The sequence below is a fragment of the Pseudoalteromonas sp. KG3 genome, from assembly GCF_030436385.1.
Lineage (GTDB): Bacteria > Pseudomonadota > Gammaproteobacteria > Enterobacterales > Alteromonadaceae > Pseudoalteromonas > Pseudoalteromonas prydzensis.
In genome coordinates this window covers 1,234,687-1,248,983 of sequence record NZ_CP098523.1, presented here as the reverse complement: position 1 = coordinate 1,248,983, position 14,297 = coordinate 1,234,687, and the positions used below count along the sequence as shown (strand labels likewise).

At 40.4% G+C, this 14,297-nt stretch carries 15 protein-coding genes and 1 pseudogene; 7 read left to right on the top strand and 9 right to left on the bottom strand.

The annotated features are described in order from the left end of the window. Position 1: 1 nt before the first annotated feature. Genes NDQ71_RS05975 through NDQ71_RS05965 form a run of 3 tightly spaced genes read left to right on the top strand, consistent with a single transcriptional unit; the run spans position 2 to position 2,337 of the window. The gene (locus NDQ71_RS05975; protein ID WP_301562412.1) at positions 2–388 is read left to right on the top strand and encodes a DUF3019 domain-containing protein; all 387 of its coding nucleotides are present in this window, start codon (positions 2–4) and stop codon (positions 386–388) included. Between the two features lie 14 nt (positions 389–402). Beyond that, on the top strand, positions 403–1,095 hold the full coding sequence (locus NDQ71_RS05970; RefSeq protein WP_064666589.1) for a response regulator: 693 nt from the start codon (positions 403–405) through the stop codon (positions 1,093–1,095). A gap of 6 nt (positions 1,096–1,101) precedes the next feature. Beyond that, positions 1,102–2,337 carry an ATP-binding protein gene (locus NDQ71_RS05965; protein ID WP_064666590.1) on the top strand — a complete coding sequence of 412 codons (1,236 nt, stop codon included), beginning with the start codon at positions 1,102–1,104 and terminating at the stop codon, positions 2,335–2,337. Between the two features lie 126 nt (positions 2,338–2,463). On the opposite strand, the gene NDQ71_RS05960 is transcribed toward NDQ71_RS05965, so the two are convergent. The 3 genes from NDQ71_RS05960 to NDQ71_RS05950 form a co-directional block, all read right to left on the bottom strand. Continuing rightward, positions 2,464–2,688: a DUF3820 family protein gene (locus NDQ71_RS05960; RefSeq protein WP_301562411.1), complete on the bottom strand. Its 225-nt coding sequence runs from the start codon at positions 2,686–2,688 to the stop codon at positions 2,464–2,466. Between the two features lie 117 nt (positions 2,689–2,805). Beyond that, on the bottom strand, positions 2,806–3,087 hold the full coding sequence (locus NDQ71_RS05955) for a hypothetical protein (protein WP_192540911.1): 282 nt from the start codon (positions 3,085–3,087) through the stop codon (positions 2,806–2,808). A gap of 288 nt (positions 3,088–3,375) precedes the next feature. Beyond that, complete coding sequence (locus tag NDQ71_RS05950) at positions 3,376–4,947, bottom strand: cation:proton antiporter family protein (RefSeq protein WP_301562410.1); 1,572 nt, start codon at positions 4,945–4,947, stop codon at positions 3,376–3,378. 264 nt (positions 4,948–5,211) lie between these two features. Here NDQ71_RS05950 and NDQ71_RS05945 point away from each other — a divergent pair, with 264 nt between their 5' ends. Next, positions 5,212–5,955, top strand: coding sequence for a sporulation protein (locus NDQ71_RS05945; protein WP_192543057.1), 744 nt, complete (start codon positions 5,212–5,214; stop codon positions 5,953–5,955). Between the two features lie 77 nt (positions 5,956–6,032). Continuing rightward, complete coding sequence (locus tag NDQ71_RS05940; protein ID WP_301562409.1) at positions 6,033–6,485, top strand: GNAT family N-acetyltransferase; 453 nt, start codon at positions 6,033–6,035, stop codon at positions 6,483–6,485. Between the two features lie 28 nt (positions 6,486–6,513). On the opposite strand, the gene NDQ71_RS05935 is transcribed toward NDQ71_RS05940, so the two are convergent. The 6 genes from NDQ71_RS05935 to NDQ71_RS05910 form a co-directional block, all read right to left on the bottom strand. Then, on the bottom strand, positions 6,514–7,866 hold the full coding sequence (locus NDQ71_RS05935; RefSeq protein ID WP_192543055.1) for a sodium-dependent transporter: 1,353 nt from the start codon (positions 7,864–7,866) through the stop codon (positions 6,514–6,516). Positions 7,867–8,080: 214 nt separating this feature from the next. Next, positions 8,081–9,373: an ATP-binding protein gene (locus NDQ71_RS05930; RefSeq protein ID WP_301562408.1), complete on the bottom strand. Its 1,293-nt coding sequence runs from the start codon at positions 9,371–9,373 to the stop codon at positions 8,081–8,083. A 31-nt stretch (positions 9,374–9,404) separates the two neighbouring features. Beyond that, positions 9,405–10,109 (bottom strand): response regulator transcription factor, encoded by a 705-nt coding sequence (locus tag NDQ71_RS05925; protein WP_301562407.1) that lies wholly within the window; start codon positions 10,107–10,109, stop codon positions 9,405–9,407. A 12-nt stretch (positions 10,110–10,121) separates the two neighbouring features. Further along, positions 10,122–10,514 carry a DUF3019 domain-containing protein gene (locus tag NDQ71_RS05920; protein WP_192543052.1) on the bottom strand — a complete coding sequence of 131 codons (393 nt, stop codon included), beginning with the start codon at positions 10,512–10,514 and terminating at the stop codon, positions 10,122–10,124. Next, positions 10,504–11,361 carry a MipA/OmpV family protein gene (locus NDQ71_RS05915; RefSeq protein ID WP_064666598.1) on the bottom strand — a complete coding sequence of 286 codons (858 nt, stop codon included), beginning with the start codon at positions 11,359–11,361 and terminating at the stop codon, positions 10,504–10,506. Before NDQ71_RS05915 ends, NDQ71_RS05920 begins: the two co-directional genes overlap by 11 nt. A gap of 107 nt (positions 11,362–11,468) precedes the next feature. Next, positions 11,469–12,272 carry a hypothetical protein gene (locus tag NDQ71_RS05910; RefSeq protein WP_192543059.1) on the bottom strand — a complete coding sequence of 268 codons (804 nt, stop codon included), beginning with the start codon at positions 12,270–12,272 and terminating at the stop codon, positions 11,469–11,471. Positions 12,273–12,389: 117 nt separating this feature from the next. On the opposite strand from NDQ71_RS05910, the pseudogene NDQ71_RS05905 reads away from it, so the two are divergent. Both NDQ71_RS05905 and NDQ71_RS05900 read left to right on the top strand, forming a co-directional pair. Continuing rightward, positions 12,390–13,567, top strand: a pseudogene (locus tag NDQ71_RS05905) (serine hydrolase domain-containing protein). 159 nt (positions 13,568–13,726) lie between these two features. Beyond that, entirely contained in the window at positions 13,727–14,203 is a 477-nt protein-coding gene (locus NDQ71_RS05900; RefSeq protein WP_192543097.1) for a histidine phosphatase family protein, read from the top strand. The last annotated feature ends 94 nt before the right edge of the window (positions 14,204–14,297 follow it).

Here is a 14,297-nt window from a genome sequence, read left to right as displayed (position 1 = left end):
TATGAAGTATTTACAACTTGGTGTGTGCATCGTTTTTTTGTTGATTTTGCCAGAGCAGGCTGTCGCAAAGAAAGATATATTAACAGTAACTCCAAAAGTCTGTGTGGTTTCCGAACAACAAGAATTTTGTGATCTTGATTTGAAATTTGCGATAAATTTGCCCTATAAAATGGATGTATGTTTGTATCATGAAAAGCAACAACTGCAGTGTTGGCAACAACTTACCAAAGAACGATTCAATCATAAAGCGCGTGTTCAGGTTGAAACCATATACTCCCTAGTCAATCCTCACACGGATGAACTGCTGGCGACCACACGTATTGAAGTACAGAGTACTCGCGCTAAAACCACTCGGCGCCGATTACGTTCACCGTGGAGCTTTTTTTAATCTTGGAGCTGCAAATGGCAAAGATCTTACTTGTAGAAGATGATTTAGGGTTACAGCAATTAACTCGTGATTATCTTGAAAATAATGGCCTTGAAGTGGCGGTGTTAGACCGTGGCGATGAAGTATTTACTTACCTTGAGAATAATCCCGTTGATTTAATGATCCTTGACGTTATGCTGCCAGGTAAAGATGGCTTTAGTGTTTGTCGACAAGTGCGTGATAAGTTCAGCTTACCTATCTTAATGTTGACAGCCAAAGGCGAAGATTTTGACCAAGTAATAGGTTTAGAATTAGGCGCCGATGATTATGTTATAAAACCAGCAGAGCCAAGAGTTTTACTTGCCCGTATTAGTGCGCTATTACGCCGTGGTCAAGCATCTGTAAAAGCACCGGAAGAATTACAATTTGGTGATTTAGCGATAGATAAAACCAGCCGTATTGTGCGATTGAGAAATAACGAAATTACCCTGACTTCCCATGAATTTGAATTACTTTGGTTATTAGCTTCAAACGCTGGAGAAGTGCTGAGCCGCGAACATGTACACCAACACATGATAGGTCGTCAGTATGATGGTTTAGACCGTACGGTTGACGTTCGTGTCTCACGCATTCGTAAAAAATTGGGTGATAACAGTGATAAACCTTACCGCATTAAAACGGTTTGGGGGCAAGGTTACCTATTTGTCTCCGATGCATGGGGTATGTAACTGTTAATGGGGAAACTATTCGCAAGTTTGTATTTGTATATTATAGTTTCCTTGTTTTTAGTAAGTGGGGTGATAGAACAACTTTGGCCCTACGAAGATACCCAGCAACAACTTTCTCTCGATGATGAGTTCGGCCAATCTCTTTGGTTGTTAACTCAAAGCCCCGAAGGTATCGACAACATTGGCTCTCGGTTCCAAAGTAAGGTTGTGCAAAAGCAAGACCTTATGCTGCCAAAAGAGCAACGTGAAGCGCTTACAAAGCACCACTATATTTATGTTTTTGATCAGCAACAACGTGCTATTTGGTATATTGCACTTGACGCTGAAAAATTATTGCAAGTAGGTCCAATTACTGTGCTATCACCGGTATTTCCATCGGTTTGGCCTTATCTATTATTGTTGTGTGTGGTGGGAGTTCCGGTTGGTTTATGGAGCTTTTTATTATGGCGGGATTTTGCCAAATTACGCTTGGCGTGTGAAGCCGTCGATGGCTCACAAGACTTTGAACTGAGCGCTACCTCGAAATCATTTTTCTTACCAATCACAGACACTTTAAGCGCGATGCAACAACGGATACAACATTTATTAACCGCGCAGCAAGAGCTTACTTCATCGGTCTCTCATGAATTCAGAACCCCACTGGCGCGTTTAAAATTTGCGTTAGCTATGTTAGAAGATAAAGTGACAGACGAAAAAGCTTTTGATTACATCGATAATATGCAGTTGGATATTGTTGAGCTGGAATCCTTGGTAAAAGAAATGCTCGATTATGCGCGTCTTGATAGCCAACAGCCAAACCTTAAGGTGCAAACATGTAACTTAGTCCAGTTGTTAGAAAGTGTTATAACTAAACTTGATTTTGCAACCCAGATCCAGCTCAATACGCAATTACCACTAAACTGCACTTACATTTGTGATAGCCATTTTATTGCCCGTAGTGTGCAAAACTTAGTGGGTAATGCACTTAAATATGCCCGCCATGAAGTCAGAGTTAGCCTCATCGAAAATGCCCAGCAGGTTATTATAAGTGTAGAAGATGATGGCCCAGGTATTGACCAAGCACAATGGGATACGGTATTTAAACCCTTTGCTCGACTTGATAAAAGCCGCGATAAAAAAACCGGCGGGTTTGGACTCGGCTTAGCCATTGTGGCGAAAATTGTTTCTTGGCATCAAGGCAGTTGTGCGTTATCGCATTCAGAACTCGGCGGTGCTAAATTTACGATTAGCTTACCTAAGTAACGAGCCTATTAATTTCTTATTATGCAAAAAAAAAAGCGCCATATAGGCGCTTTTCCACGGTTAAAACCAAAAATCAACAAGTAGCAAATTAATAGACCCACTGAATGTGGTTAAGTTCCATGATTTTTAATTTCTTTTATAATTTTCTAATAACGGCATTAGCATCTGTTCTAAACCATTGAGCTTCACTTCATACATCATCGCTAATTGCGCACCTAAGGCGCCCTTTGGAAAGCCTTGCTGCTTAAACCAAACTAAATAGGGTTCAGGCAGTAACAATAGGGGACGGCCTGCATATTTCCCGAATGGCATTTTAGTATTGATCGCTATTTTTAATAGTTCTGGATCCATGAGAGGACTTTAGCAGTTGAATTTGATAAGCAGTGTATTATAAAAGAAGGGAAGAAAATAGGCTGTGACGGGCATGAAACAGCCTATTTAATGAGGGGAGTAGGCCCTCATTTTTTACTAGTGGATCTGGTGTTGTCGTTTTTTAGAAAATCCGAGTTGTTCAAGTCTGTTTATAATCGAAGGATCATCAATACGATTTGGGGTTTCGCTATCACGCAAGAAATGATCTTCTGGTACTTGGTAAGCATCGAGCATTTTTTGAAATAATACAGCGCGCATTGTTAATGCTGTCATCCCATTTCTTTGTATTTCATCAAGGCGATTTTGAAGTTCAACCAGTTTTGGGTTGCTTACATCATCCGCCACGGCTTGAAATTGTGTAGCAAACTTATTTTTCATCTAAAAACCTTATTTAATAGCAAAGAGTAAAATGCTGATGAATTCGTATGCAAAAGTACTAAAGAACTATTTATGTTTCTAAAAAGAGATACTTACGGATTAACCAACAAATGAAGTGTACTCTTTTTTTGTGGCTAATTACCAATTTGGATGTAAAGCTTTGTAAATGCGCTTGACTCTTATTTCGGAACTTTTACGAGGGGTTTTTAGACGTCTAGATGTAAGATTATGAAAATTAGATGAAAATAGTTCTCAGTACCTTACACAGTACTGAGAACGCTATTTATATTAAGGAAATAATTTTTGTTTTACGTGTTCAGCAAAGCCACTACCGGCCTCTAAATAGAAGTTATAGGTGGAATCAACACCCATATCTTCTAATTCTTTTTGCTGATCTGGGTAATTTGCAATGGCTGTTACTTGACCTTGATAGCCCGATGCTTTTAGTTGCTCTAAGGCAAAAATATTTTGCATGTGCTTTGGCATCGCCAGCATGATCATTTCTACATGAGAATGGTTCACCCGTTGCCAAAAGTCTGGATCGGTGGCATCGGCTAAGAGTGCCTTACGGCCGCGACTAACATGCTTTTCAACTACTTCGGGTTTGATATCAACACCTGCAACAACGCCTGGGTGAGTTATATGGATTGTTTCGTATGCCCCTGTACCGATGCGACCCATACCAAAAATAACTATTTTGGTATCATTTAGATTCACGGGGAGTTCTTTTGCTAAACGGGTTGGGCTTTCAAAACGCAGCAACCACGCTTCGATCTTGACATAAATTTCGTTTGAGCGTTTATTTAATGGAGAAGCAACAATAAAAGTAATGGAAACAGCAATCGCCATCACAGCAAGCCATTCAGCGGTAATTAAACCACTACTGGCTGCTACCATGCAGACGATAAGACCAAACTCACTATAATTAGCAAGGCTAAACGAGGTTAATAAAGAAGTTCGTGCGCGTAATTTAAAGGCATTTGTTAATGCATAATATAAAACCACTTTAATTGGTAGAACCAATACGATAATAGTCGCTATCATTAGTGAATTTACAGTAAGCTCAGCACCTAAGCCTATGGTTAAGAAAAACCCGACTAAGAGAATTTCCTTAAGATTAAGTAATGATTTGGCAAGTTCACTGGCTTTTTTATGGGGTGCAAAAATCATCCCGATGATCAGTGCCCCTAAATCGCCTTTTAAGCCTGCAAATTCAAATGCGTGGTAACCAACAACCAGGGCAAAGAAAAAGCCAAACAACGGCAGCAGTTCACCGTGTTTAGAGCGGTTCAATACCCAAAACATCACAGGACGCAACAGAGGCAAGGCAACTAACAGTGCAAAAGCCCAACCATTAGGCGTTTTACCTGTACTAATGGCGAGAAAAATGACCGCGAAAATATCTTGCATGACCAAAATACCAATGGCTATCTTACCATGGAGGCTGGCCATTTCTCCGCGCTCTTCAAGCACTTTAACGGCAAATACGGTACTGGAAAAGCTAAAAGCAAAACCAACAAGTAAGGCACTTTGCCAACTAAGATCAACAAATAATGGCAATGAAAGAGCACCAAGTAGGAGCATTAAACTGCAAAAAATAGCGCTGCTAATAATAATATGTAACGAGGCAGGCGCCCAGACCTGCGGTTTGATAAGCTGACCTACCTTTAGTTTTAAACCAATACTAAATAGCAGTAATGTGACCCCTAAATTAGCTATCGTATTAAGTAACTCTGTGGTTTTAAAGCCTGATAAGTTGAGCACAAAGCCGGCAATTAGAAAGCCGATTAGTGGGGGAAGTTTCAGTTGATAAACGGCAAAGCCACACACAAATGCGACTGCAAAATATAATAGTTCCATAATTCTTAGTATCACTTCATTTGGGGTGTCAGTGTAGCGAAATATCAGCATTTATGAAAATCATTCGTGCATATTGTGAGTATAAAGTAGGCTCATAGCGATGACGTGTGTATGAAAAATGCGCAGTTAGTCAGTTATTGATATAAAAAGTCAATAAATAGCTATTTTTTCACTGACAGCAGCTTTTAAATATGGTTAAGATGCAATAACAAAGGAATTTAAGCGTGATTCAGATTTAAGTGAGTTAGGCTTAAGGAGAAATAGATGTTTAAAAAAATATTAGCATCAGTCGGTATTGGTGCTGCAAAAGTGGATACCGTGCTTGAAACTGAGCACTTACAACCTGGGCAATTATTTAATGCCCAAATCGTGATCACCGCAGGAGACGTAAGCCAAGAAATTACAGGCCTTGATTTAGCATTAATGACACGTGTGAAAGTTGAAGGTGAAGACGGCGCTTATTTTACGAATCATATTATCGATAAGTGGCGTATAACTGATATCGGCACGATTGAGCCAGGTCAGCAAAAACACATTCCATTTGAAGCACGCTTACATTCTGAAACCCCAATCACCGAAATTAATGCCGGTTATAACCAATCACATGTTTGGCTTGAAACCGGACTGGATATTGACTTAGCGCTCGATCCTAAAGATAAAGATCAGCTACATATTTATCCAAATGATGCGGTAACGACCTTTATGGAAGCTATGGATAGACTTGGGTTTAGTCTAGTGAAAGCGGATGTTGAAAAAGGCTTTTTACGCGCCAGCACATTTAATTCTGTTTCTGGCTGTTATCAAGAACTTGAATATAAGCCAAATAGCCGCAGCTTATTTGGCATCCAAGAAATTGAATTATCATTTGTGCCAGAAGCCCACAAAACCCATGTTTTAATCGAACTTGACCGTGGTTTTCGTGGCGATGGTTATGTTGATTTAACCATCGAACATGATCATGTAAATCTGTCCCGTCTATGCGATCAGTTAGAACGTTTGTTTGCTTAGCGGTTAATTGAGCCACTTGCAAATTAAGCGCAAGAATAGCCCAGTATCGACTGGGCTTTTTTATGTTAGGAGTTTTTATGCAATTAGTTAGTAAGCTATTTTCCGAGCTTAGTACTGACGAGTTGTTTGCTATTATGCGCACTCGCGTCGATGTGTTTGTGGTTGAGCAGCAATGTCCATACCCAGAGCTAGATAATGTTGATTGTATGGCGGACACTGCGCATCTTTATTGGCTTAATGGGCAGCAACTAGGTGCTTATGCTCGATGCTATAACAAAAATGCACAGTACAGTGCTATTGGCCGCGTTTTAGTGGAGCAATCGCAAAGGGGGAAGGGGCTTGCCCCGCTGTTGGTTAATGAAGCGATCCAGCTATGCTTTAAGCAATGGCCTGACAAAGATATCTATATAGGAGCGCAAACATACTTGCTTGGTTTTTATCAGTCACTGGGCTTTCAATGTACAGGTGAAGTCTACTTAGAAGATGGCATAGAACACCAAGATATGATTTTAATAAACCGCTCAATGTAATGAGCGGTTTATTTTGAGGGTAGCTTAGTTAGCCCAGCAGTGAAGTGATAAACACTAAACCAATGGCTATAGGGCAAATAAACTTAATGTACCACGGCCATATTTTCCAAAATAGGCTGTTAGCTACGTCTGGGCAACCTTGCTTAATTTCATTAAGTAATGAATTGCGATACCAGATCCAGCCGACAAATAAACAGCACATCAAGCCTAGGATTGGCTGACCAAACTTAGTGGTTAGCGCAATAACCAAACCAAACAAACTTTCAAAATTCAGTAGTATGGTAAAGCTGACTAAGGCAATCACAGCGCCAATCAACCAAGTTGCAGTAACACGACCCATGGCAAAACGCTCGACCGCATAGGAAACTGGCGCTTCTAGCATTGAAATAGATGAGGTTAATGCGGCAATACTCATCAGTGCAAAAAATGCAAAGCCAACGAATAAGCCTATAGCGCCCATGCCATCAAATAGTGCAGGTAATACTTGAAATACTAAGGTGTCTTCAGAAAGTAACTCGCCGCTGGCCGAGAATATTTCAACTCCTTGCGCTTGTGCAACATACATGGCAGGGATAATAAGTAACCCGGCAACAAAGGCGATAAATACATCAATCAGAGTCACGTATGCACCAAGGGAAACGAGGTTTTCCTTTTTACTGATATAAGAGCCGTAAATAATCATTACACTGGTGCCTAGCGATAATGAGAAAAAGGCTTGGCCGAGAGCGCTGACAAGTAGGCCAGGATCTAAAATCGACTTGAAATCAGGCACTAAGTAAGCTTTAAGCCCGGTCATAGCGCCTTCTTGCATCATCACATAAACAATTAATGCAAATAAAATAGACAACAAGGCTGGCATTAAACGCTTTGACCACTTTTCTATGCCATTTTCAACACCGCGACTAATAATTGCCACAGTCAGAATGATAAACCCAGCTGTAAATATGAGGTTTCTCGAGAGTGATTGTTCACTTAACCATATAGATGCGGTTTCGCTGCCTGCTAAGGTCGCAATAGGTTCAATGGTTGCACTGATCATCCAACCAGCCACAATAGCATAAAAGCTAAGAATCAAACCTGCGCAAATAATACCACCAAAACCGACTATAAATGCAAAGCGATTTTGGCTTGCGGTATTTGAAATTTTGCGTAATGAACTCACTGCATTAGCTTGGCCGTGACGACCAATTGTAAGTTCTGCCATCAATGCTGGGTACGCTAAACAAAATGCTAAAATAAGATACGCAATTAAAAAAGCGGCGCCCCCATTGCTCGCGGTTTGGGTTGGGAAGCCCCAAATATTACCAAGCCCGACAGCAGAACCTGCTGCAGCCATAATGAATCCAAAACGGGAGCTAAACTCCCCTCTGACTGCGCTCATAATTATAAATTCTTCTCTATTTTGTGACGGCGCTGACAATCTACTGTAATTGTTAAAAAATAAAAAGCTCTTATTGAGTAGATTTTCAAGGTACTGTATGCGATAGCAATTTATAAATAATGGTCGCTATTTAGTGGTATCCATGAAAACACGCTATCCATTTGTTTTATATTAATATATTCAAAGTTTGCTTCTGTAAACTGTAACATTAAAGTTACAATTGCTGTGCATTATGTATTTTCAGCGTAAAACACGCTCCTGCTAGTTTTGTACTGCGGTTTACTGTGATTTCACCGTGGTGCCAATCAACCACTTTAGCAACTATAGCCAGACCTAAGCCATAACTTTTATCCGCTCGGTTACGATGAGTTTGCTCTTGAAAGAAAGGGCTGAACACTTTATGCCAATTTTTTTCTGCGATACCTGAGCCATCATCTTCAACGGTTATGATGAGCGTCTGTTCTTTACTATAGGCGGTTAAAATGATTTTGTGTTTTGCAAAGTCACAGGCATTAGATAATAAGTTAGTAATGGCGCGAGCCAGCCAATGCAAATCAGCATGGATCTGGCTGTTATCGCAGATCACTTGCAAATCTAGTTGTCGCTGCATTAATTTTGGCTCAAGCTGTTGTACTATGGTGTTTAAGTAACTCCTTGATTCGGTAACTGAATAAGTCAGTTGATTGGCTTTTTGTTCTAAAGTAGCAAATGTTAAATAGCTTTTCAGCATTGATTCCATTTGGTCTAAGTCAGCTTCCATACGATGAAGATAGTGCTCTCGTTTTTTTTCGTTAGGACTATCTAGTGCAGCATCAAGGCCAAACTGTAAGCAAGCAATAGGGGTGCGAATATCATGAGATAAACTGGTTGCCATGAGCTTATTTTCATCAAGTAGTTTTTCAATCTGACTTGCCATGCGGTTAAATGTAAGCTCAACATCTTTTATGTAGGTAAAATGTGACACTCGAATACGGGCATGCAAATCGCCATTGGCAAACTTTTTAGCGGCTTCGTTGACCACGCCTAATCGTTTCGCTAATGGCGCGATAATAAACCCCATAAACACACATAAGCCCGCATAAAATAATAAGGTAAGCAGCATATCATTTTGTTGGTCTTGCTCATGGGGTTTATCTAAACGCAGTTTCAGATGAAAAGGGGCGAGAGATTCATTGCTGTATAGAAGATAAAACCCTTCCTGATCTTGTAACGTTAATCCGCCTTTGGCGTTGATCTGTTCTAGCAGCGAAGGGGGCAGTGCTAATGACTGTGTGGCCCGATAGCTAAGCCCTAATGAAAATTGCTCAGCTAGCAGGGCTGTATAGTCTGCGCGTTGTTGTTCGGCTTGTGCGGCAATTTGCTTGCTAAAGCCCATTAACAATTTGCTTTGCAGTGCAAATTCATCTTCGCTGTTGTGGGTGCTTTGGCTGAATGCATCAATTAACCAACCTAAAACTACGATTGACAGTAGCGCGCTGGCTAATAAAGATAAATAAAACTTTTTCATAACATGATGAACCAAGCTTTGTTAATGGTTGTTACCATGCGCTTGCGACCAGTAAGTAGCCTCGGCCCCAAATTGTTTTAATTTTTTCAGGGTGTTGTGGATCATCATTAAATTTTTTGCGCAGTGCAGAAATAAGCACATCAACGCTGCGATCGAGGCCATCGTATTCTCGACCTTTAGTGGCTTTAAATACAGCATCGCGGGAGACCACTTGACCTGCATTACAGGCTAAGTAATGCAGTAATAAATATTCGGCGCTAGAAACACCTTGCTCAATGTCATTAATAAAGACATTGCGAGATTGAGTGTCAATTTTTAAACAGCCTACTTGCACAACAGTTTCATCCGCTTTTGGCTCAGAGCTGTCGCTTGTTGTCCGTAGTGCGGCTTTTATGCGAGCTAATAAAGCGCGTGGTCGGACGGGCTTCATAATGTAATCACTGGCACCCACTTCAAGACCAATGACTTCATCCATCTCTTCGTCTCTGGCGGTTAGCATAATAATAGGGCTTTGGTAAAACTGGCGCAGCTCACGACACACACTGATACCGTCTTGGCCCGGTAACATAATATCGAGTAAAATTAAGTCAGGCTTAAGCTCTTTAACATGGCTTACCACTTGATCGCCACGTTCACAAATATGTGTTGTGTAACCTTGGCCAGTTAAATACTCTGCCACCCATTGGGCTAACGAGCTATCATCTTCAACAAGTAATATTGTGCCGTAATTATTCATACTATTCTCGTTTTAAAAAAGGCGCCAGCGGCGTTTCTTTTGGCGGTTTTGATAAACCCATTGCAACTGTACTTGTGTTGTAGCAATGGTTTTGCCGGTATCGCTGTTAATTAATTCAAATGAAATACTTTCAACAGAGTCAAAAGCATAGTGAAGCTGGCCACTTTTTTGTCTGAGCCAACATTGCATTATATGTTTAGACGTCGCATCCCGTAGACAGTAATTGCCAATGTTGTCTTGTTGCCAGTTTAGTTCTATATCAGCATAGCAGTTACGCCCTTCACGTAGTGCCACACAGGTGTCGGGCAAAGCAATTAAAGCCGGATCTTGGGCTTGTTCGTCATTGGCAAATAAGGGGCTAGCCCTTAATAGCAAAAAGAGGATGACGGAAGCTTTAAAAAACATAGCGTACGCCTACCATGGCTTTGTGTTGATAGCCTTGTGATACGATAGGGCTGTTAGTAATTTCATCCGAAAACCATGTAGATAATAAGCCACCAAGGAAGACCCAGTGTTGATTTAGCGGATACTCGGCATGGAATTCAAAAATAACACTGACAGAGTTATCTGTTTGATAAACTGGCCGTTGAGCTGTTGCTTCATCTGCGGTAATGCCAAAATAATAGTTGGTAAAGTCAGCAGAGTACGCACTGATACCAACACCGGTACGAAACTCCCAGTTTTGCCAAGGTAAGATATGACTAAAAAAGCTATTGATGACCCAGCCGTTGTGGGCATTGGAAATATCGTGAAGGTACTCAAAAGAAATTTGTGAGTTTTCAAAGCGGCGGGTAAGTCGCAGGCCAGTATCAAAATCATACTTGCGACTGCGTATTCCTGCGAGTTCAGGAACAGTGCCACTGTTATAGAAATCGAGCCCTGTTTCATCAAATCCAGCTTGGATATTAGTACCAAGAATATCGAGATCCCAATCATACTTATTGATAATGCTATAACCAATAATAATCCCACCACTAAGTTGGCTATGGTCAATATCTAAGTAAAAACGTTCGTAGGAAACAGCTAAGTTAATATCCAGTTCTAGGCCGTCACTGTACGAGTCCATGCCAACGAGATAAGAATCTTCGATATAATAACCAGCACCGGCACTCCAATCCCACGCAAAGCCCGAAGTGGGTTCTAAGGTGTTATCAGCATAATAACGGTTACTGGCATAGCTCGAGGTGCTCCATAAACCGACACAGATCAATAATAACAGTAGTTTCTGTAGAGTGTGTTGGTTATATTGCATCCATGATCCAAATAAATTAAGCAGCAGTTATTATGTGTATTATATTGTCAAAGAGTACCCTTGAACTGTAAAAAATTGTAGCCAGTAGTCATTATTTAAACATTAACTCAATGTACTTTAATTTTATCGATTAAAATACTGCTTAAATAATAGTGCATCATAGGCGTTAGGGCGCTTACTTCAGTACGATTACAGGGACCTTGCAACTTTGTTAAACTGGTCATTTTTGAAATAGTTTTATAGCTTGGGATGTTGACATCTTGAGACGCTCTGGCAAGGCGTGCTTGCTCGGTATTTTGTTGATGAACAAATGTCGCAACTTCTAACTCATTACTGACAACTTGCTCTTCACTAAAGCTAAAGATAAGTGGTTCCCGATGGAAGCTTGCACTATCAATTGATGATTTACCAAACCATACCACATCGCCAGATGCTCGATGGATCAGTCGCATGCTAACTTCGCCATTAATTGTTGCGCACTGTTGAATTGGATATAACTTGGCAATTTCATCAAATAAGGCATACGGTTTAACCGGTGGCTGAACTTGATATTTCGTATCTTCAATAAAGTTTAACTCGAGCTGATGGATAGCAAGCGTGTAATCGCTATCGCCTTGCTCTACGACACGCAAACTCATTGTTGTTAATGCATCGGTAATCTGTTTAAACAGGGTATCAGTAACACTTGCTTTGTCTGCAACCACTCTCACCGTTTGGTTACGCGTTATTTTATGCGCAGGTAACTGTACTGATTTTACTTTCGGCGAAGCGTGCTCTGTCTCATAGGAAACTTGAAAGCTTTGACTTTTTAATTGCGGCTTGAGCGGCATTTCTAAAGGCGCAGCAGGTTGCGGTGCAGTGACACAAGCTGTTGTTATGAAAGTGAAAAGCACAATTAATATATAACGAATAAACACTGTAAAACCCTTTAAAAACTCAATAATCGCGATATTGTACGTTAGTCTTAGTAAAACTTCATGGTATTATGAAGCTACGAACGTCTTAATTTAGATTAAAATAATAAAATAATGAAGACCCAAGTACCGTTTATATACTCTTTTTTATTGCTCGCCTGTTTAGCGTTATTTCAGACGCACGTTTATGCGCGTGACCAACAATGGCATGAGCTTATCAGTGACTATAACCAACACCTTGAACATAAATTAAAAAGCAAAGGCATTCCTGGTGCTGCATTGTCGATAGTCAACGGCCCCGACGATAGTTATGTGCAGGGCTTTGGTGTTACAAAAATTAATAAAGGCCAAGCAGTCAATGCGCATACTCGATTTCGCTTAGCCTCTGTTTCAAAAACGTTTGCAGGCTCATTAACGGCAAAGCTTACTAGTGAAGGAAAATTTTCTTTAGATGATCCTGTCAGTAAATTTATACCTGCTTTTGCAAGTACTGGATATAAAAATCATTTAAAAGTTTTTCATTTACTTAGTCACTCCAGTGATTTGGTCCCTAATGCGTATGACAACTTGATTGAATCAAGAATGAGCTACCCTGATATAGTTGAGAAGTTGCTCAGTGTTAAGCCTATCTGTCAGCCAGGGCAGTGTTATGGTTATCAAAATGTGATGTTTAGCTTGATTGATGAAGTGATCAAAGCCAGTACGAAAATGGATTATTCTCGGTGGCTGAATGAATTTATCTTCTCTCCACTTAATATGAATGATGCTAGCCTCGGTTATGCAGCTATGATCAAAGATAATAATTATGCGTATCCACATGTAAGGGGTCGCAAGCGCTGGCATACAGCAAGATTGAAAAGAAATTACTATAAAGTATTACCAGCCGCTGGGGTTAACGCAAGTGCCAGCGATATGGCTATTTGGTTAAAGGCACAGTTAGGTTATTACCCAACCGTTTTATCAAGCGATGAGTTAGCAACGCAAACCAGGCCTTATACACATACAAAAAAGAGTTACGTCGCAGAGTATGGAAAAAACACTTAACAGAAGCCTATTATGGTTTAGGTTGGCGGGTATACGATTATGACAATGAAACCCTCTATTATCACAGTGGCTGGGTGCAGGGTTACCGAAGTGACCTTGTTGTTATACCCCATTTAAATATTGGTTTTAGCCTGATCCTGAATGCAGAAACGGGTGTTATTAATGAATTAACCACAGAATTTATCGACCGTGCATTGGCGTATAAACGTGCGCAGCAAGTTGCAGCACATAATACCAAGCCGCAATAATACTAAATCATTTTGAGGGATTAAACCTGACGCTAACGGCGTTAAAAATTTCTGATTTAGAACAACTAAATAACGAAATTTTTGCCTTGTTATCGACGAGGTTTTCTTGCCTCAAAGTTGACTCCTTAATTAAGCGAATTGGTATAAAGAGGAAAATAAATGAAATATGTTTTAGCGAGTTTATTATTGTTATTTGCTGCTAATGTGAGCGCGGCACCAGAGACTATTTTTTTATTTCGCCATAGTGAAAAGTTAACCGGCAGCGATCCTCACCTATCTGAAGTAGGCAATAACAGAGCAAAACAGCTGTTGAATTTGTTCAGTGAGGAAAAACCAAACGCTGTATATAGTACTGCTTATAATCGCACGATTGAAACAGCAACACCTTTGGCTGAGCATTTCGGCTTACCAATAAAAACCTATGACCCACGTGATTTGGCCGAGTTTAAACAAACTGTGATGGCAGAAAACGGTGTGGTTGTTATTGTCGGGCATAGTAATACCACACCGGAATTAGCGGCATTAATAGCACAAGTCGCGGTTGAAAAAATGCCAGAAACTGAGTTTGACCGTTATTTTATCTTACAAAAAGTAGGGCAAGGCTATCAATTGAGTCGTTTAAAGATGAATTTTTGAGCACCACGATATATTTCTTTACAATTTATTGGCGTCTAGCCGCAGGCATAAAAAAACCAGCAGCAGCTGGTTTTTTTGCAAAGCATAGAAATAA

Bases quoted from the DNA above. Each gene is read 5' to 3' on its own strand.
- NDQ71_RS05975 (WP_301562412.1), top strand. From the start codon at position 2: ATGAAGTATTTACAACTTGGTGTGTGCATCGTTTTTTTGTTGATTTTG.
- NDQ71_RS05970 (WP_064666589.1), top strand. From the start codon at position 403: ATGGCAAAGATCTTACTTGTAGAAGATGATTTAGGGTTACAGCAATTA.
- NDQ71_RS05965 (WP_064666590.1), top strand. From the start codon at position 1,102: ATGGGGAAACTATTCGCAAGTTTGTATTTGTATATTATAGTTTCCTTG.
- NDQ71_RS05960 (WP_301562411.1), bottom strand. From the start codon at position 2,688: ATGGATCCAGAACTATTAAAAATAGCGATCAATACTAAAATGCCATTC.
- NDQ71_RS05955 (WP_192540911.1), bottom strand. From the start codon at position 3,087: ATGAAAAATAAGTTTGCTACACAATTTCAAGCCGTGGCGGATGATGTA.
- NDQ71_RS05950 (WP_301562410.1), bottom strand. From the start codon at position 4,947: ATGGAACTATTATATTTTGCAGTCGCATTTGTGTGTGGCTTTGCCGTT.
- NDQ71_RS05945 (WP_192543057.1), top strand. From the start codon at position 5,212: ATGTTTAAAAAAATATTAGCATCAGTCGGTATTGGTGCTGCAAAAGTG.
- NDQ71_RS05940 (WP_301562409.1), top strand. From the start codon at position 6,033: ATGCAATTAGTTAGTAAGCTATTTTCCGAGCTTAGTACTGACGAGTTG.
- NDQ71_RS05935 (WP_192543055.1), bottom strand. From the start codon at position 7,866: ATGAGCGCAGTCAGAGGGGAGTTTAGCTCCCGTTTTGGATTCATTATG.
- NDQ71_RS05930 (WP_301562408.1), bottom strand. From the start codon at position 9,373: ATGAAAAAGTTTTATTTATCTTTATTAGCCAGCGCGCTACTGTCAATC.
- NDQ71_RS05925 (WP_301562407.1), bottom strand. From the start codon at position 10,109: ATGAATAATTACGGCACAATATTACTTGTTGAAGATGATAGCTCGTTA.
- NDQ71_RS05920 (WP_192543052.1), bottom strand. From the start codon at position 10,514: ATGTTTTTTAAAGCTTCCGTCATCCTCTTTTTGCTATTAAGGGCTAGC.
- NDQ71_RS05915 (WP_064666598.1), bottom strand. From the start codon at position 11,361: ATGCAATATAACCAACACACTCTACAGAAACTACTGTTATTATTGATC.
- NDQ71_RS05900 (WP_192543097.1), top strand. From the start codon at position 13,727: ATGAAATATGTTTTAGCGAGTTTATTATTGTTATTTGCTGCTAATGTG.